Origin of the sequence: Streptomyces sp. NPDC005799, assembly GCF_040630525.1 — a bacterium.
In the GTDB taxonomy this organism is placed as follows: Bacteria; Actinomycetota; Actinomycetes; order Streptomycetales; family Streptomycetaceae; genus Streptomyces; species Streptomyces griseorubiginosus_B.
The window spans coordinates 156,584-173,936 of record NZ_JBEXXQ010000013.1 but is presented as its reverse complement, the minus strand read 5'-3'; the positions used below and the strand labels follow the sequence as shown (position 1 = coordinate 173,936).

At 70.2% G+C, this 17,353-nt stretch carries 14 protein-coding genes; 9 read left to right on the top strand and 5 right to left on the bottom strand.

Annotation, left to right across the window (positions count from 1 at the left end; genetic code table 11):
- Positions 1-148: 148 nt before the first annotated feature.
- On the top strand, positions 149-982 hold the full coding sequence (locus tag ABZ453_RS15645; protein WP_359015408.1) for an HAD family hydrolase: 834 nt from the start codon (positions 149-151) through the stop codon (positions 980-982).
- 339 nt (positions 983-1,321) lie between these two features.
- On the opposite strand, the gene ABZ453_RS15640 is transcribed toward ABZ453_RS15645, so the two are convergent.
- Positions 1,322-2,146 carry an oxidoreductase gene (locus tag ABZ453_RS15640; RefSeq protein WP_359015406.1) on the bottom strand — a complete coding sequence of 275 codons (825 nt, stop codon included), beginning with the start codon at positions 2,144-2,146 and terminating at the stop codon, positions 1,322-1,324.
- Between the two features lie 101 nt (positions 2,147-2,247).
- Here ABZ453_RS15640 and ABZ453_RS15635 point away from each other — a divergent pair, with 101 nt between their 5' ends.
- Positions 2,248-3,228: an ATP-binding protein gene (locus tag ABZ453_RS15635; RefSeq protein WP_359015404.1), complete on the top strand. Its 981-nt coding sequence runs from the start codon at positions 2,248-2,250 to the stop codon at positions 3,226-3,228.
- 15 nt (positions 3,229-3,243) lie between these two features.
- Here the strand turns inward: ABZ453_RS15635 and ABZ453_RS15630 are convergent, their stop codons facing one another.
- Positions 3,244-4,515, bottom strand: a complete 1,272-nt coding sequence (locus tag ABZ453_RS15630) for a hypothetical protein (protein WP_359015402.1) — start codon at positions 4,513-4,515, stop codon at positions 3,244-3,246.
- 332 nt (positions 4,516-4,847) lie between these two features.
- On the opposite strand from ABZ453_RS15630, the gene ABZ453_RS15625 reads away from it, so the two are divergent.
- From ABZ453_RS15625 to ABZ453_RS15600, 6 genes are all read left to right on the top strand, one after another.
- Positions 4,848-7,502 carry a SulP family inorganic anion transporter gene (locus tag ABZ453_RS15625; protein WP_359015400.1) on the top strand — a complete coding sequence of 885 codons (2,655 nt, stop codon included), beginning with the start codon at positions 4,848-4,850 and terminating at the stop codon, positions 7,500-7,502.
- Between the two features lie 220 nt (positions 7,503-7,722).
- Positions 7,723-9,678, top strand: a complete 1,956-nt coding sequence (gene acs, locus ABZ453_RS15620; RefSeq protein WP_359015398.1) for an acetate--CoA ligase — start codon at positions 7,723-7,725, stop codon at positions 9,676-9,678.
- Between the two features lie 184 nt (positions 9,679-9,862).
- A complete protein-coding gene (nhaA, locus tag ABZ453_RS15615) occupies positions 9,863-11,299 on the top strand; it encodes a Na+/H+ antiporter NhaA (protein ID WP_359015396.1) in 1,437 nt (478 codons plus the stop codon).
- Between the two features lie 77 nt (positions 11,300-11,376).
- Positions 11,377-11,892, top strand: a complete 516-nt coding sequence (locus ABZ453_RS15610; RefSeq protein ID WP_359015394.1) for a phage holin family protein — start codon at positions 11,377-11,379, stop codon at positions 11,890-11,892.
- Positions 11,889-12,842 (top strand): alpha/beta hydrolase, encoded by a 954-nt coding sequence (locus ABZ453_RS15605; protein ID WP_359015392.1) that lies wholly within the window; start codon positions 11,889-11,891, stop codon positions 12,840-12,842. The genes ABZ453_RS15610 and ABZ453_RS15605 overlap by 4 nt, the downstream gene beginning before the upstream one ends.
- A gap of 127 nt (positions 12,843-12,969) precedes the next feature.
- The gene (locus tag ABZ453_RS15600; RefSeq protein ID WP_133044227.1) at positions 12,970-13,152 is read left to right on the top strand and encodes a hypothetical protein; all 183 of its coding nucleotides are present in this window, start codon (positions 12,970-12,972) and stop codon (positions 13,150-13,152) included.
- 27 nt (positions 13,153-13,179) lie between these two features.
- On the opposite strand, the gene ABZ453_RS15595 is transcribed toward ABZ453_RS15600, so the two are convergent.
- The 3 genes from ABZ453_RS15595 to nth form a co-directional block, all read right to left on the bottom strand.
- Positions 13,180-14,379 carry a MarP family serine protease gene (locus tag ABZ453_RS15595; protein ID WP_359015390.1) on the bottom strand — a complete coding sequence of 400 codons (1,200 nt, stop codon included), beginning with the start codon at positions 14,377-14,379 and terminating at the stop codon, positions 13,180-13,182.
- A gap of 96 nt (positions 14,380-14,475) precedes the next feature.
- The gene (locus ABZ453_RS15590; protein ID WP_133044225.1) at positions 14,476-15,171 is read right to left on the bottom strand and encodes a CoA pyrophosphatase; all 696 of its coding nucleotides are present in this window, start codon (positions 15,169-15,171) and stop codon (positions 14,476-14,478) included.
- 238 nt (positions 15,172-15,409) lie between these two features.
- Complete coding sequence (gene nth, locus ABZ453_RS15585; protein WP_359015388.1) at positions 15,410-16,384, bottom strand: endonuclease III; 975 nt, start codon at positions 16,382-16,384, stop codon at positions 15,410-15,412.
- A 276-nt stretch (positions 16,385-16,660) separates the two neighbouring features.
- On the opposite strand from nth, the gene ABZ453_RS15580 reads away from it, so the two are divergent.
- Positions 16,661-17,335 (top strand): Crp/Fnr family transcriptional regulator, encoded by a 675-nt coding sequence (locus tag ABZ453_RS15580; RefSeq protein WP_058924095.1) that lies wholly within the window; start codon positions 16,661-16,663, stop codon positions 17,333-17,335.
- The last annotated feature ends 18 nt before the right edge of the window (positions 17,336-17,353 follow it).

The following is a 17,353-nucleotide window of genomic DNA, read 5'->3' as shown; positions in this document are numbered from 1 at the left end:
GAGCGGGGGTCGTCTCCACGGCCGACTCGGGGGGGGAGGAGCCGGACCGGGTTAGCACGGTCGCGAACGATCCGTGACTTCCATGGTGTACCCGAGAGCCCTCTCAGGCAAACCCACGCGCCCACCTTACGCCGAATGGGCTGCGCCTATGCTCGGGGTCGTGGAAAACCACTCGTTGCCCCGCACAGCGGCCTTCTTTGACCTGGACAAGACGGTCATTGCGAAGTCGAGCACGCTCACCTTCGGCAAGTCCTTCTACCAAGGCGGCCTGATCAACCGCCGAGCCGCCCTGCGCACCGCCTATGCCCAGTTCGTCTTCCTCGTCGGCGGTATGGACCACGACCAGATGGAACGGACCCGCGAGTACCTCTCCCAGCTCGTGCGCGGCTGGAACGTCCAGCAGGTCAAGGAGATCGTCGCCGAGACCCTGCACAGCCTGATCGACCCGATCATCTACGACGAGGCCGCCTCCCTCATCGAGGAGCACCACACGGCCGGCCGCGACGTCGTCATCGTCTCCACCTCGGGCGCCGAGGTGGTCGAGCCGATCGGCGAACTGCTGGGCGCGGACCGGGTGGTGGCCACCCGTATGGTCGTGGGCGAGGACGGCTGTTACACCGGCGAGGTGGAGTACTACGCGTACGGCCCGACCAAGGCGGAGGCGGTCAGGGAACTGGCCGAGTCCGAGGGGTACGACCTCGAACGCTGCTACGCCTACAGCGACTCCGCGACCGATCTGCCGATGCTGCGGGCCGTCGGCCACCCGCACGCCGTCAACCCGGACCGCGCACTGCGCCGCGAGGCACTCGCGCGCGGGTGGCCGATTCTGGACTTCCACCGCCCGGTCCGGCTCAAGCAGCGGATTCCCACGTTCTCGGTACCGCCCCGTCCGGCCCTTGTCGCGGTCGCGGCGATCGGCGCGGCGGCGGCCACTGCGGGCTTCGTCTGGTACGCGAGCAGGCGACGGGCGACACCCATGTGACGACTGGCGCCCGTTTGAAACGGATTTGAGACCAAAAGTAAAGAAGCGCGGGCGGGGGTTCCGCTTGCATCACGCCTGGAGTACAAAGGGTTTACGGCCCGCGAGACCAAGGACATCCGAGAGGATCACCTTAAACAACGCATTTGGCCCCACGGACCGAGCATGAACACCGGGCACCCACGCGACGTCGACCCGTCGATTACGGGCCAGCCGCACCAGGTGACGGGCGAAGTTCCCGACCTGATGGGCAACATATCGAGGACGCTTGGTAACCCGGTGAGCATGCCAGCGGCGGTACGAATCCTCGTACCGCCGCACCTCTTTTCCGAAGGAAAGTTTCTACGCCGCCCCGCGCTGCAGTGCCTCGCACACGGCCGTCGACTCGCGCGCACCCAGCTCGACCGCCCGCCCGCAGTGCGCGATCCAGGCGGCCATGCCCTCCGGCGTTCCGGAGACGTACCCCTCCAGCGCCCCCAGATAGGCCGCCCGGCCCAGTTCGGCGTGGCCCACCTCCGCCGGGCAGACCGACTTCGGGTCGAGGCCGCTGCCCACCAGGACGATGCGCTCGGCGGTGCGTGCCACGAGGCCGTTGTGGGAGGTGAAGGGGCGCAGCGCGAGGAGTTCGCCGTGCACGACGGCCGCCGTCACCAGGGCGGGGGCGGAGCTGCCGGCGATGATCAGTTCGGACAGGCCCTCAAGCCTGCCGTGCACCTCGTCGGCGTCCGGCAGCCGCAGCTCGACCAACGGCTCGTCGACGGACTCGCCCGCCCGCCGCGGCCGCCCCACCTCGTCCCCGTTGGCGGCGGCGGCCACCAGGTGCAGCCGGGCCAGCACCCGCAGGGGCGACTGCCGCCAGATGGACAGCAGCTGTCCGGCCTCGGCGGTCAGCCTGAGGGCCGCGCCCATCACGCGCGCGTCCCCGTCGCCGCTGAAGTCGGTGCGCCGACGCACCTCCTCCAGTGCCCAGTCGGCGCCGGACAGCGCCGCCGAGCCGCGGGCGCCCCGCAGCGCCGCCTCGGAGGTGATCTCGTTGCTGCGGCGCCGCATGACCCGGTGCCCGTAGACCCGGTCCACGGCCTTGCGCACGGACTCCACGGACTCGGCCACGCCGGGCAGCGAGCCCAGGGCGGCGAGCGGATCGGCGGTCGCGCCTGTCGTACTCATGAGTACGACAGTAGCCACCCCGCGCGCGTGCCCCACGAATGAGTGGTCTTCTTCACGCCCGTCTGCCACATACAGCTATCCCACGACTACTCTTCGTGAACATGAAAATTGCTTTCGTCGGTAAGGGCGGCAGCGGCAAGACCACCCTGTCCTCCCTGTTCGTCCGCCACCTCGCGGCCGGTGGCGCGCCGGTCGTCGCGATCGACGCGGACATCAACCAGCACCTGGGACCCGCCCTCGGCATGGACGATACGGAGGCCGCCGCGCTGCCCGCGATGGGCGACCGGCTGCCCCTGATCAAGAATTACCTGCGCGGAACCAACCCCCGCATCGCCTCCGCCGAGACGATGATCAAAACCACGCCGCCCGGCGAGGGCTCACGGCTGCTGCGGGTGCGCGAGGACAACCCGGTGTACGAGGCATGCGCCCGGCCGGTGGAACTCGATGGCGGCACCGTCCGTTTGATGGTCACCGGCCCCTTCACGGACGCCGATCTGGGGGTCTCCTGCTACCACTCCAAGACGGGAGCGGTGGAGCTGTGCCTGAACCACCTGGTGGACGGGCAGGGCGAGTACGTCGTGGTGGACATGACGGCGGGCTCGGACTCCTTCGCCTCCGGCATGTTCACCCGTTTCGACATCACGTTCCTCGTGGCCGAGCCCACCCGTAAGGGAGTCTCCGTCTATCGCCAGTACAAGGAGCACGCCCGAGACTTCGGTGTCGTCCTGAAGGTCGTCGGCAACAAGGTGCAGGGGCAGGACGATCTGGACTTCCTGCGCGCCGAGGTCGGGGACGACCTGCTGGTGACCGTCGGGCACTCGGACTGGGTACGCGCCATGGAGAAGGGCCGTCCGCCCCGGTTCGAGCTGCTGGAGGACGTCAACCGCCGTGCCCTGCGCACGCTTCAGGTCGCCGCGGACGCGACGTACGAACTGCGTGACTGGCAGAGCTACACCCGGCAGATGGTGCACTTCCATCTGAAGAACGCCGACTCATGGGGCAACGCGCGCACCGGGGCCGATCTGGCGGCTCAGGTCGACCCCGGCTTCGTGCTGGGCGACGGCCTGGCGGCAACCGCCTGACCGCCCTCGGGTTGGCTACTGCTTGGCCGCCGGCGCTCCGGGCACGCCCTTCGGCGCCGGGGCCGGGCGGCCCGAAAGGAAGGACGCCCAGCCCTGCTTCGGGGCCTCCCCGACGTTCAGGCCGCGCAGTTTCGCGAGGACCTGCGGATCCTGGGCGTCCAGCCAGTCGGCCAGTTGGTGGAAGGAGACGCAGCGCACCTCGGGCTCGTTGCAGACGTTCTCGATGACGTCGTCGAGGGCGTGCATGTAGGTGCCGCCGTTCCACGACTCGAAGTGGTTGCCGATGATCAGGGGCGCCCGGTTGCCGTCGTAGGCGCGCTTGAGACCGGCGAGCAGACCGTCACGCATCTGGTCGCCCCAGTAGGCGAACTTGGCGGGGTCGCCCTGGGTCCGGGTGCCGGACTGGTTGACCATGAAGTTGTAGTCCATGGTCAACTGCTCGTAGGAGTGCCCGGGGAAGGGCACCAGCTGCATCGACAGGTCCCAGAGGCCCTCCCTCTTCTTCGGCCAGACCTGCTCGTTCACCCCGCTGGTGTCGTAGCGGAAACCGAGCTGGCTCGCGGCCTTCACGAAGTTCTGCTGACCCTCCAGACAGGGGGTGCGGGCGCCGATCAGCTCCTTGTCGTAGTCGAAGGGCAGCGGGGCCGCGTTCTTCATCCCGGCGTTGGTCTTCCAGGACTTCACGAACTGCTTCGCCTGGGCGATCTCGTCCTTCCACTCGTCGACCGACCACTCGCCGACGCCGCCGTTCTTGCCGCAGAAGTGGCCGTTGAAGTGGGTGCCGATCTCGTTGCCCTCCAGCCAGGCCAGGCGCAGCTGCTTGACGGTGTCGGCGATGCCCTTCTCGTCGTTGAAGCCGATGTCGGAGCGCCCCGGCGAGTGCTGCGGCGGCCTGTACAGGTCGCGCTTGTCCTCCGGGAGCATGTACACGCCGCTGAGGAAGTACGTCATCGTCGCGTGGTTGGCCTTGGCCACCTCGCGGAAGTGCGAGAAGAGCTTCTGGCTGTCCTCACCGGCGCCGTCCCAGGAGAAGACGACGAACTGCGGGGGCTTCTGGCCGGGCTTGAGCCGCTCCGGTCCGGGCAGGTGCGGCTGCGCTCCGGTGTACGCGGTGGAGCCGTCGCCGATCAGTCGGACCACACTGCCCGGCGCCTGGGCCGGCCTGGCCTTCTGGGGACCGGAGGCACCCGGCTTGGAGCTGTTGGTGCCGATCGCGCAGCCGGCGAGCGACGCGGCGCAGGCTGCGGCGATCACTGCTCCGGTGGCGATCCTCTGGGTGGCGGCCATCTTCCGCCCACCTTCTTCCTTCTCTCAGACCGACGCCGGTAAGGGCGTTTTCTGGCGATATGCCGGGCGGGCCCGACAGCGCCGCCAAGGTCGCACGGAGCCGAGAAGGAATTAGTACGACAAGCCGATGAAATGACCACTTCACTCATTCAGGTGAGCTAATACACCATTTGCCAGAAAAGTCTATGCCTGTCCTTTACTCTGAATTACGATTCATTTACCGAGCGTTGATCCATCCCGCTGTACGCCGTGACCCACGGCCGCGTTCCGACCCCGCCCCGGGCGGGGACCACCTGATCCGCGACCGCGCTGCCCCGGAGGAGACGGGAACCATGTCCGCCTGCGCCCCCACCCGCGCCGCCGACCCGAATCGGCCCCCGCGCGTCCACCCGCCCCACAGCCCGCCATCCGGCCCGCACCGTCGCTTCCGCGTCGCCGGCGCCGATGTGTCCGCCTCGATCGCGGTCTTCCTGATCGCCCTCCCGCTGTCCCTGGGCATCGCCCTCGCCACCGGCGCACCACTCCAGGCAGGCCTCGTCGCGGCCGCCGTCGGCGGCATCGTCGCCGGCCGGCTCGGCGGCTGCCCGCTCCAGGTCAGCGGGCCGGCAGCGGGCCTGACAGTGGTGACCGCCGACCTCATCCACCGCTACGGCTGGCGTACCACCTGCGCCATCACCGTCCTCGCCGGTCTCGCCCAACTCGGCCTCGGCTGCCTGCGTGTGGCGCGCACCGCGCTCGCCGTCAGCCCCGCCATCGTGCACGGCATGCTCGCCGGCATCGGCGTCACCATCGCCGTCGCCCAGCTGCACATCGTCCTCGGTGGCACCCCACAGAGCTCCGTCCTTGCCAACCTGCGTGCTCTGCCCGCCCAGTTGGCGGGGCTGCAGCCCGCCTCGGTGACCGTCAGCGCACTGACCCTGACCCTGCTGTTGCTCTGGCCGCGCGTTCCCGGCCGGGCCGGGCGCCTGCTGCGCACGATCCCGGCCCCGCTCGTCGCCGTCGCCGGCGCCACCACGGCCGCCTCGCTCGCCGGCCTCACCCTGCCCAGGGTCGACCTGCCGTCCTGGAGCAGCCACGCCCTCGCCGGCCTGCCCGAGGGCCCGGTGCTCGGCCTGACCGCCGCCGTGCTCACCACCACCCTGGTCTGCAGCGTGCAGTCGCTGCTCGGCGCCGTCGCCGTCGACAAGCTTGCGGCCGCCCGCCCCGGCCTCACAGTCCGGGTGGGCCGCTCCGACCTCGACCGCGAACTGCTGGGACAGGGCGCCGCCAACGTGGTCTCCGGCGCACTCGGCGGACTGCCGGTCGCGGGGGTGGCGGTGAGAAGTTCGGCGAATGTGAAGGCGGGTGCCGTCAGCCGGAACTCCACGATGCTGCACGGCGTTCTCGTAGTGATCGCCGCGCTGCTGATGGTCCCGATCCTGGAGTGCATCCCGCTCGCCGCACTCGCCGCCCTGGTGATGGCCGTCGGCATCCAGATGGTGTCCCTGCACCACATCCGCACGGTGACCCGCCACCGCGAAGTGCTGGTGTACGCCGTCACCACCCTCGGCGTGGTGGTCTTCGGCGTCCTGGAAGGCGTGACCCTGGGGATCGCCGTGGCCGTCGCCGTCGCCATGCAGCGCCTCGCCCACACCCGCATCACGCACGAGGAGAAGGAAGGAGTCCATCACGTACATGTCCGAGGCCAGTTGACGTTCCTCGCGGTACCGCGGCTGAGCCGCGCCCTGCATCTCGTACCCCACAGCGCGCACGCCGTCGTGGAGTTGGACGGGTCGTTCATGGACCACGCGGCGTACGAGTCACTGCAGGACTGGCACAACACGCACACCGCACAGGGCGGCACCGCGGACATCACCGGTCGTCGCACGGGGTTGAGCGACTCCGAGCCCCCAACACCTCGGCCCGGCCTCGGGACGGAGCCGGCAGCCCCGTCGACCGCCGCCTCTACTCCCTCCGTCGGCTGCCGCTGCCGCCCCTGGACCCCCTGGCGCAACCACCAGTGCGAGCCCCCACGGACCGCACCGCCCTCCGGTGCGTCCGGCGCCTCCGACACGTCCCTCACCCCCGGTGCGCACCCGGGTACGTCCGACGCCCTCGACGAGTCCGGCACCCCTGGCGCGTCGGTCGATCCGGGCGACCAGGGCGACCAGGGCGATCCGGGCGACCGGAGCAGACCCGGTCCGAACGGCCCCGGTCCGAACCGCCCCGGTGCGAGCAGACCCGGCGCCGGCAGATCCGGTGCCAGTAGATCCGCTGCCAGTGGATCCGGTTCACGCACACCCGGCGCGTCCGGAGATGCCGACACCATCGGCGCCTCCGGAGGTCACCAACTGGCACGCGGTATCAGCGCGTTCCAGCGCAACACCGCGCCGCTGGTGCGGGGAGAGCTGGCGCGACTGGCCCGGGAGGGGCAGCGGCCGTCCCAGCTGTTCCTCACCTGCGCGGACTCACGGCTCGTCACATCGATGATCACCTCCAGTGGTCCGGGTGACCTGTTCGTGGTGCGCAACGTCGGCAATCTCGTGCCGCCGTCCGGCGAGGAGAGCGGCGACGACTCGGTGGCGGCCGCGATCGAGTACGCGGTGGACGTCCTGGGCGTGCGGTCCGTCACGGTGTGCGGGCACTCCGGGTGCGGAGCCATGCAGGCGCTGCTCAACTCCGAGCCCACCGGCGCTCGGACACCGCTCCAGCGGTGGCTGCGGCACGGGCTGCCGAGTCTGGAGCGGATGGCCGACGACGGCCGGCCGTGGGCCCGGCTGGCCGGCCGGGCACCGGCCGACGCGATCGAGCAGCTGTGCCTGACCAATGTCGTCCAGCAGTTGGAGCACCTGAGCGCCCATCCGTCGGTGGCCCGGGCCGTACGGGAAGGGGAGCTGGAACTGCACGGGATGTACTTCCATGTGGGTGAGGCGCAGGCGTATCTGCTGGCCGGTACGGGTGAGGAGCACGTGTTCGACCATGTGGGGGTGACGGATCTGTCCGCCTGACCGGAGCGCCGGGCGGGTGTGAAGGGCAGCACATCGCTGAACCCCGCCCGGCCGGCCTCCGTGGGTAGGGATGACCCGGGCCACGGCCCTCGGGGCGGCCGCGTCGACCAGCCCGGACGACAGGTCTAAACCAATTCTCGGTCGGCCCTTGTCATCGGGCCCCCGGGTCTGATGAGCTGTGGCCTGGGACACAACGGACACCCTGGGAAAGGCAGATGCCGTGAGCAACGAGAGCCTGGCCAACCTGCTCAAGGAAGAACGCAGGTTCGCGCCCCCCGCCGACCTGGCCGCGAACGCCAATGTCACGGCGGAGGCGTATGAACAGGCCAAGGCTGACAGGCTCGGCTTCTGGGCCGAGCAGGCCCGCCGGCTGACCTGGGCCAAGGAACCGACCGAGACCTTGGACTGGTCGAACCCGCCGTTCGCCAAGTGGTTCAAGGACGGCGAACTCAACGTCGCCTACAACTGCGTGGACCGGCATGTGGAGGCCGGTCACGGAGACCGGGTCGCCATCCACTTCGAGGGCGAGCCCGGCGACAGCCGCGCCATCACCTACGCCGAGCTCAAGGACGAGGTGAGCAAGGCGGCCAACGCCTTGCTGGAGCTGGGTGTGCAGAAGGGCGACCGGGTCGCGATCTACATGCCGATGATCCCGGAGACCGCGGTCGCGATGCTGGCCTGCGCCCGGATCGGCGCCGCGCACTCCGTCGTCTTCGGTGGCTTCTCCGCGGACGCGCTGGCCACCCGCATCCAGGACGCCGACGCCCGGGTCGTCATCACCTCCGACGGCGGGTACCGGCGCGGCAAGCCGTCCGCGCTGAAGCCGGCCGTGGACGAGGCGGTCGCGAAGGCCGACACCGTCCACCACGTGCTGGTGGTGCGCCGTACCGGCCAGGAGGTCGCCTGGAGCGAGGGCCGGGACGTGTGGTGGCACGAGCTGGTGGAGCGGCAGCCGGCCGAGCACACCCCGGAGGCGTTCGAGGCCGAGCACCCGCTGTTCATCCTCTACACGTCGGGTACGACGGGGAAGCCCAAGGGCATCCTGCACACCTCCGGCGGCTACCTCACCCAGACCTCCTATACCCACCACGCCGTCTTCGACCTCAAGCCGGAGACGGACGTGTACTGGTGCACGGCCGACGTCGGCTGGGTCACCGGGCATTCCTACATCGTCTACGGGCCGCTGGCCAATGGCGCGACCCAGGTCATGTACGAGGGCACGCCGGACACCCCGCACCAGGGCCGGTTCTGGGAGATCGTGCAGAAGTACGGGGTGACGATCCTGTACACGGCGCCGACCGCGATCCGTACGTTCATGAAGTGGGGCGACGACATCCCCGCCAAGTTCGACCTGTCCAGCCTGCGGGTGCTGGGCTCGGTGGGCGAGCCGATCAACCCCGAAGCGTGGATCTGGTACCGCAAGAACATCGGCCACGACCGCACCCCGGTGGTGGACACCTGGTGGCAGACCGAGACCGGCGCGATCATGATCTCGCCGCTGCCCGGCGTCACCGCCGCCAAGCCCGGCTCCGCGCAGACCCCGCTGCCCGGCATCTCCGCGACCGTCGTCGACGACGAGGCGAACGAGGTCCCCGACGGCGGCGGCGGTTACCTGGTGCTCACCGAGCCGTGGCCGTCCATGCTGCGCACCATCTGGGGCGACGACCAGCGCTTCCTCGACACCTACTGGTCCCGCTTCGAGGGCAGGTACTTCGCCGGTGACGGTGCCAAGAAGGACGACGACGGCGACATCTGGCTGCTGGGCCGCGTCGACGACGTGATGCTCGTGTCCGGGCACAACATCTCCACCACCGAGGTCGAGTCCGCCCTCGTCTCCCACCCCGCCGTGGCCGAGGCGGCCGTCGTCGGCGCCACCGACGAGACCACCGGGCAGGCCATCGTCGCCTTCGTCATCCTGCGCGGCACCGCGGCCGAGACCGACGACCTGGCCGCCGAGCTGCGCAACCACGTCGGAACCACCCTCGGCCCGATCGCCAAGCCCAAGCGGATCCTGCCGGTCGCGGAGCTGCCCAAGACCCGCTCCGGCAAGATCATGCGACGTCTGCTGCGCGACGTCGCCGAGAACCGTCAGCTCGGTGACGTCACGACGCTGACCGACTCCACGGTGATGGACCTCATCCAGACCAAGCTCCCCGCGGCACCCAGCGAGGACTGAGCTGGACGAAACGCGGGCACCCGGCGCCGAGCGCGCCGGGTGCCCTTTTCGTGCCTAACGTGGGAATCGCCGGATTCCCCTGGGCCACACTTTTAGGTAAACTAAGCAAAGCTCGATCCTCAGGTGTGCCGGGAAGTCTGGTCGGCAAGCGTTCCGTCCTGCCCACCGACCGGAGGTCTCCCCCGTGGCCGCGCCCCGCACCCCCACCGCCCGCAAGGTCCTCGGACGGCTCTCGCTGCCCGAGCGCACCTTCGTCGCGGACGCGCTGCGCACCGAGACGGTCGGCGGTGTGCTGCTGCTCCTGGCCGCGGTCACCGCGCTGGTCTGGGCCAACATCCCCGCGCTGCACGGCAGTTACGAGAGCGTCAGCCACTTCCACTTCGGCCCCGCGGCCCTCGGCCTGCATCTCTCGGTCGCGCACTGGGCCGCGGACGGCCTTCTCGCGGTCTTCTTCTTCGTCGCCGGGATCGAGCTCAAGCGCGAACTCGTCGCGGGCGATCTCCGTGACCCCAAGGCCGCCGCCCTGCCGGTCGTCGCGGCGCTGTGCGGCATGGCCGTACCCGCGCTCGTCTACGCCCTCACCAACCTCGCCGGTCACGGCTCCCTCAGGGGCTGGGCGGTGCCCACGGCCACCGACATCGCCTTCGCGCTCGCGGTCCTGGCCGTCATCGGCACGTCGCTGCCGAGCGCGCTGCGGGCCTTCCTGCTCACGCTCGCCGTCGTCGACGACCTCTTCGCGATCCTGATCATCGCCGTCTTCTTCACCAGCACCATCGACTTCGCCGCACTCGGCGGCGCGGTCGTGGGGCTGGCCGTCTTCTGGCTGCTGCTGCGCAAGGGCGTGCACGGCTGGTACGTGTACGTGCCGCTCGCCGTCGTCATCTGGGCGCTGATGTACAACAGCGGCGTCCACGCCACCATCGCCGGTGTCGCGATGGGCCTCATGCTGCGCTGCCACCGCCGCGAGGGCGAGGAGCACTCCCCCGGCGAGCGCATCGAGCATCTGGTGCGGCCCCTGTCGGCGGGGCTCGCCGTACCGCTGTTCGCGCTGTTCAGCGCCGGTGTCGCCGTCTCCGGGGGAGCACTCGGCGATGTGTTCACCAAGCCGGAGACGCTCGGCGTGGTCCTCGGGCTGGTCGTCGGCAAGGCGGTCGGGATCTTCGGCGGGACATGGCTGACGGCACGCTTCACCAGGGCCTCGCTCAGTGAGGACCTTCAGTGGGCCGACGTGTTCGCGGTGGCGACACTGGCCGGCATCGGGTTCACCGTGTCGCTGCTCATCGGCGAACTGGCCTTCGACTCGGACGCCGTACTGACCGACGAGGTCAAGGCCGCCGTGCTCACCGGGTCCCTGATCGCGGCCGTGCTGGCGACCGTTCTGCTGAAGATCCGCAACGCGAAGTACCGCAGGCTGTGCGAGGCCGAGGAGCGGGACGAGGACCTCGACGGCATCCCGGACATCTACGAGCAGGACGATCCGGCGTACCACCTGCGCATGGCCGCGATCTACGAGGGGAAGGCGGCCGAGCACCGGCGGATCGCCGAGGAGAAGGCCGCCGAGCGACGCGCGCCCGTCGAAGTGCCGGGCGGGGCGGGCGAGGAGGACGGCCGTCCGGCATGATCTGACGGGACGGTACAAACGGATCGTCCGTACACATGGATCCGTCCACAGCAGTCAGGCAGAAGAGGGAGACCGCGATGAGCGCACCCGACGGCAGCCCGGTCGGCACCGAACGCAGCATCGGTCAGCTGTTCGCCTCGGCGACGGCCGAGATGTCGGCGCTGGTGCACGACGAGATCGCGCTGGCCAAGGCGCAGCTCAAGCAGGACGTCAAGAAGGGTGCGACCAGCGGCGGGGCGTTCACGGTGGCCGCCGCGGTCCTCGTGTTCTCGCTGCCGATGCTCAACTTCGCGCTGGCGTACGGCATCCAGGCCTGGACCGGCGGTCACAACGGACAGGGCGGCTGGAGCCTCGGCTGGTGCTTCCTGCTGTCCTTCGCGGCGAACGTGCTGATCGCCGGGCTGCTCGCCCTGGTCGGCGTGATCTTCGCCAAGAAGGCGAAGAAGAGCCAGGGACCGCAGAAGGTGGCCGCTTCCATGAAGGAGTCGGCGGGCGTCCTGCAGAAGGCCAAGCCGCACCCGCGGCCCGAGACCCCGGCGATCGAGGACCGCGCTCCCGCGGCCATCGAGGCTGTGGCACGCTCGTCCTCATGACGGATCCCGCCACGCCTTCGGCGCAACCCGCTTCGGTGGTACGACCGGACGCCCTCCCCGACGGGACGAAGGTGACCCATCGGGAGGTCGCCGCCAACGGCGCCCGCTTCCACATCGCCGAGGCCGGTGACGGGCCGCTGGTGCTGCTGCTGCACGGCTTCCCGCAGTTCTGGTGGACCTGGCGCCACCAGCTCGGCGCGCTGGCCGAGGCCGGATACCGGGCCGTCGCCATGGACCTGCGCGGAGTGGGCGGCAGCGACCGCACCCCGCGCGGCTACGACCCGGCCAACCTCGCGCTCGACATCACCGGGGTGATCCGCTCCCTCGGCGAGCCGGACGCCGCGCTGGTCGGCCACGACCTGGGCGGGTATCTGGCGTGGACGGCGGCCGTGATGCGGCCCAAGCTGGTACGGCGGCTCGCGGTGGCCTCGATGCCGCATCCGCGGCGCTGGCGCTCGGCGATGCTCGCGGACGTCCGCCAGACGCGCGCCGGTTCCTACATCTGGGGCTTCCAGCGGCCGTGGCTCCCGGAGCGGCAGCTGGCCGCCGACGACGGCGCCCTCGTCGCCGAGCTGATCCGGGAGTGGTCCGGGCCGCAGGTGCCGGACGACAAGACGCTGGACGTCTACCGCCGGGCGATGTGCATCCCGTCGACGGCGCACTGCTCGATCGAGCCGTACCGGTGGATGGTGCGCTCGATGGCCCGGCCGGACGGCATCCAGTTCAACCGCCGGATGAAGCGCCCGCTGCGGGTGCCGACCCTCCATCTGCACGGCTCCCTCGACCCGGTGATGCGCACCCGCAGCGCGGCCGGCTCCGGCGAGTACGTCGAAGCCCCGTATCGCTGGCGCCTGTTCGACGGTCTGGGCCACTTCCCGCACGAGGAGGACCCGGCGGCCTTCACCGCGGAACTGGTCAACTGGCTGAAGGATCCCGAACCCGATCGGTGATGGCTCCGATGCGCCCGGTATCCGGATCTGAACACCTGTCCTACGAACAGCCACTTGCCCGGCGCATAGGCCAATTGGGGGCTCTGGTGACGGTTATCGACCTTGGGGCAGGGGCACACGTCGGGGTATGGGCTGGACGCACGACTACAGTGACGCAGCACGCACTCGCCGCTCGGCCAATGGTCTGAGCTCCCACCAACGAGGCGGTGCGCCGCAACTGGCGGGCACGGATCTCCGGGTGGGCATCCCGCGCATTCTGCGCCGCCGGGCCCGCTGGGTCTCGGTACGGCTGCGTCACCCTCGAGGCTGACGCCCTCTCCTCACCCCGCACCACGCCTCAGAGGGCGCAGCTGTCGCTGTCCACCTGCTGGTTCGCGGTACGTCCTTTGACGATGTCCTCCTGGATCTCGTCCGCGGTGAGCGCGTATCCGGTCTCGGGGTCGTCGAGGGACTTCGCGAAGACCACGCCGTACACCTCCCCCTGGGGGGTGAGCAGCGGGCCGCCGGAGTTGCCCTGGCGGACGGTCGCGTACAGCGAGTAGACATCGCGGTGCACGGTGCCCCGGTGGTAGATGTCCGGGCCGTTGGCGGGGATCTGTCCCCGTACACGTGCGGCACGGACGTCGTACGAGCCGTTCTCCGGGAAGCCCGCGATGATCGCTCCGTCGTCGCGCTTGGCGTCCGTGGGTGAGAACTTCAGAACGGGCGCCTTCAGCTTCGGCACGTCCAGTACGGCGATGTCGCGGTGCCAGTCGTACAGGACGACCTTGGCGTCGTACGTCCTGCCCTCGCCGCCTATCTGGACGGTGGGCTCGTCGACGCCGCCGACGACGTGCGCGTTGGTCATGACGCGGCGGTCGGCGAAGACGAAGCCGGTGCCCTCGAGGACCTTGCCGCAGCTCTGGGCGGTGCCCACGACCTTGACGATGGACTGCTTGGCGCGGACGGCGACGGGGCTGTTGGCGAGGGCCGGGTCGGGCGGCTGGACGTCGGTGATGGGCTCGTTCGCGAAGGGGCTGAAGACCTGCGGGAAGCCGTTCTGCGCGAGGACCGAGGAGAAGTCCGCGAACCAGCTGTTCGCCTGGGTGGGCAGCGCCCGGGAGACGCCGAGGAGGACCTTGGAGTTACGGACCTCCTTGCCCAGGGTGGGCAGCGTCGTGCCGGCGAGGGCGGAGCCGATCAGCCACGCGACCAGCAGCATCGCGACGACGTTGACCAGGGCGCCGCCGGTCGCGTCCAGGGCGCGGGCCGGGGACCAGGTGATGTACCGGCGCAGCTTGTTGCCGAGATGGGTGGTCAGGGCCTGCCCGACGGAGGCGCAGACGATCACGACGACGACCGCGACCACGGCGGCGGTGGTGCTCACCTCGGCGTTGTCGGTCAGGGCGTCCCAGATGACGGGCAGCGTGTAGACCGCGACGAGACCGCCGCCGAGGAAACCGATCACCGACAGGATGCCGACGACGAAGCCCTGCCGGTAGCCGACGATCGCGAACCACACGGCGGCGACCAGCAACAGGATGTCCAGCACGTTCACCGGTTCGAGCCTCGCCTCGTCATGTCGCGGTCACCACAGGTCAGCCGGGGGTCCGGGGAACGTCCCCCGGGAAGACACAGCACGGCAGACACCCTGTCATGAGCGCCAGTCGAGCGGGACCTGCTTGCCGCGGTCCCAGGGGCGCTCCCAGCCGGAGTAGTGGAGCAGGCGGTCGATGATGCCCGCCGTGAAGCCCCACACCAGGGCCGATTCGACCAGGAATGCCGGACCTCGGTGGCCGCTGGGGTGGACGGTCGTCGCACGGTTGTCGGGGTTGGTGAGATCGGCCACGGGGACGGTGAAGACCCGCGCCGTCTCGTTCGGATCGACCACGCCGACCGGGCTCGGCTCGCGCCACCAGCCCATCACCGGGGTCACCACGAAGCCGCTGACCGGGATGTACAGCTTGGGCAGGACGCCGAAGAGCTGGACGCCGGAGGGGTCGAGCCCGGTCTCCTCCTCGGCCTCGCGGAGAGCGGCCCGCAGCGGCCCGTCGGCCTTCGGGTCGCCGTCCTCGGGGTCGAGGGCGCCGCCGGGGAAGGAGGGCTGGCCGGCGTGCGAGCGCAGCGAGCTGGCCCGCTCCATCAGCAGCAGTTCGGGGCCGCGCTCTCCCTCGCCGAACAGCACCAGCACCGCCGACTGCCGGCCCGCCCCGTCGGCCGGGGGCAGGAAGCGGCTCAGCTGCAGCGGCTGAACCGTCTCCACCGCCCGCACCACCGGGTCCAGCCAGTCGGGCAGCCCCTCCTTGCTGATCGTCACCGCCCCGCCCTGCGTATCACTCGTGCGCGTCATCGCCACCCCCGTCGTCCTGCCCGTCCAACGCCCACGACCCCCTCGCCCGTTCCTGCCACGACCCTGAGATCACCCCGAATCACCCTTGAGCCCAGGTCCGGGTCCCCGACGACCGGACCCCGGAAACGGACCGGACCCCGACCTCGGTCCCCGCCCACCGCAGAGCGCCGGTTCAAGCATGCTCTCGAAGCCCGGACCGCCCGAGCCCCACTCCTGGGAGCGGGCACGGCGAGGCCCGTCATCCGGCGCCCAGCGGGGGTGCCGGCCTGCCGCCCGCGTCCAGGTAGGACTGCGGGGGATTGAGGCGTTGCCCCGGGAAGCCGCCCTTCTCGTACTTGAGGAGCTTCTTCGCCTTCTCGGGGTCCGTCTCGCCCTCGCCGTAGGCCGGGCAGAGCGGGGCGATGGGGCAGGCGCCGCAGGCGGGCTTGCGGGCGTGGCAGATGCGGCGGCCGTGCCAGATCACGTGGTGCGACAGGTCCGTCCAGTCGCTCTTCGGGAAGAGCGCTCCCACGGCGGCCTCGATCTTGTCCGGGTCGGTCTCCGCGGTCCACTGCCACCGCCTGACCAGCCGCTGGAAGTGCGTGTCCACGGTGATGCCGGGGCGCCCGAACGCGTTGCCGAGCACCACGAAAGCGGTCTTGCGGCCCACGCCGGGCAGCTTGACCAGGTCCTCCAGACGGCCGGGCACCTCCCCGCCGAACTGCTCGACGATCCCCTTCGACAGCCCTATCACCGACCTGGTCTTCGCCCGGAAGAACCCGGTCGGGCGGAGGATCTCCTCGACTTCCTCGGGGTTGGCCGCGGCCAGGTCCTCGGGCGTCGGGTACTTGGCGAACAGGGCCGGTGTCGTCTGGTTCACGCGCAGGTCCGTGGTCTGGGCCGACAGGACCGTCGCGACGATCAGCTGGAAGGGGTTCTCGAAGTCCAGCTCCGGGTGGGCGTACGGGTACACCTCGGCGAGTTCGCGGTTGATCCGCCGGGCACGGCGCACGAGGGCGGTGTGCGACTCGCCCTTCGGTGGCGCGACGGTCTTCGCGGCCTGGGCGCCCGGCACCGCGGCGGTCGCCTTCTTGGGCGCCACCACCGCCTTCTTCACAGCCGCCTTTTTCACAGGCGACTTTTTCACGGCCTTCTTCGCGGCCGCCTTCTTCACCGGAATTGCTTCTGTCGCTTTTGCCGGTTTCTTTCCGCCACCGGAGTTCTGTTCGCCCATAGCGGAATCACGACGTACAACCACCCGCCCAGCTCCCTTGGCCTGTGCTCTCACCGGCGATTTGGACACCCGGCCAGCCTAGAGCCCGCCACCGACATCCGCCCCGGACCCAGGGGATCGGCCGCCAATTGGACCCCTGCCGCCCACCCCGGGACACCTGTGCGGCATCCTTGTGACAGATCACACTGTTTGGACCGTCCGGCAAGATGGGGAACACGGACCCCTGGTACCAAGGGGGAGCAAGATCCCCTGAGCAGGTCGACAAGGAGAGAACTCGTGGACGACGTTCTGCGGCGGAACCCGCTCTTCGCGGCGCTCGACGACGAGCAGGCCGCGGAGCTCCGCGCCTCCATGAGTGAGGTGACCCTCGCGCGCGGTGACTCGCTCTTCCACGAGGGCGACCCCGGTGACCGGCTCTATGTCGTCACCGAGGGCAAGGTCAAGCTGCACCGCACCTCCCCCGACGGCCGCGAGAACATGCTCGCCGTCGTCGGCCCCGGCGAGCTGATCGGCGAGCTGTCGCTGTTCGACCCGGGCCCGCGCACCGCCACGGCCACCGCGCTGACCGAGGTCAAGCTGCTCGGTCTCGGCCACGGCGACCTCCAGCCCTGGCTGAACGTACGGCCCGAGGTGGCCGGCGCCCTGCTGCGCGCCGTCGCGCGGCGGCTGCGCAAGACCAACGACCAGATGTCCGACCTGGTCTTCTCGGACGTCCCCGGCCGTGTGGCACGCGCCCTGCTGGACCTCTCGCGCCGCTTCGGCGTGCAGTCCGAGGAGGGCATCCACGTCGTCCACGACCTCACGCAGGAGGAGCTGGCCCAGCTGGTCGGTGCCTCGCGCGAGACGGTCAACAAGGCGCTGGCGGACTTCGCCCAGCGCGGGTGGCTGCGCCTGGAGGCGCGTGCGGTGATCCTCCTGGACGTGGAGAGGCTCGCCAAGCGGTCTCGCTGACGCTCCTTTGGGAGCTCC

What these genes read in the sequence shown, in the direction of transcription:
- ABZ453_RS15590 (WP_133044225.1), bottom strand. Translation starts at nt 15,171, where the DNA reads ATGACGCGCACGAGTGATACGCAGGGCGGGGCGGTGACGATCAGCAAG.
- ABZ453_RS15635 (WP_359015404.1), top strand. Translation starts at nt 2,248, where the DNA reads ATGAAAATTGCTTTCGTCGGTAAGGGCGGCAGCGGCAAGACCACCCTG.
- nth (WP_359015388.1), bottom strand. Translation starts at nt 16,384, where the DNA reads ATGGGCGAACAGAACTCCGGTGGCGGAAAGAAACCGGCAAAAGCGACA.
- ABZ453_RS15610 (WP_359015394.1), top strand. Translation starts at nt 11,377, where the DNA reads ATGAGCGCACCCGACGGCAGCCCGGTCGGCACCGAACGCAGCATCGGT.
- ABZ453_RS15640 (WP_359015406.1), bottom strand. Translation starts at nt 2,146, where the DNA reads ATGAGTACGACAGGCGCGACCGCCGATCCGCTCGCCGCCCTGGGCTCG.
- ABZ453_RS15625 (WP_359015400.1), top strand. Translation starts at nt 4,848, where the DNA reads ATGTCCGCCTGCGCCCCCACCCGCGCCGCCGACCCGAATCGGCCCCCG.
- ABZ453_RS15630 (WP_359015402.1), bottom strand. Translation starts at nt 4,515, where the DNA reads ATGGCCGCCACCCAGAGGATCGCCACCGGAGCAGTGATCGCCGCAGCC.
- ABZ453_RS15600 (WP_133044227.1), top strand. Translation starts at nt 12,970, where the DNA reads ATGGGCTGGACGCACGACTACAGTGACGCAGCACGCACTCGCCGCTCG.
- ABZ453_RS15645 (WP_359015408.1), top strand. Translation starts at nt 149, where the DNA reads ATGCTCGGGGTCGTGGAAAACCACTCGTTGCCCCGCACAGCGGCCTTC.
- ABZ453_RS15605 (WP_359015392.1), top strand. Translation starts at nt 11,889, where the DNA reads ATGACGGATCCCGCCACGCCTTCGGCGCAACCCGCTTCGGTGGTACGA.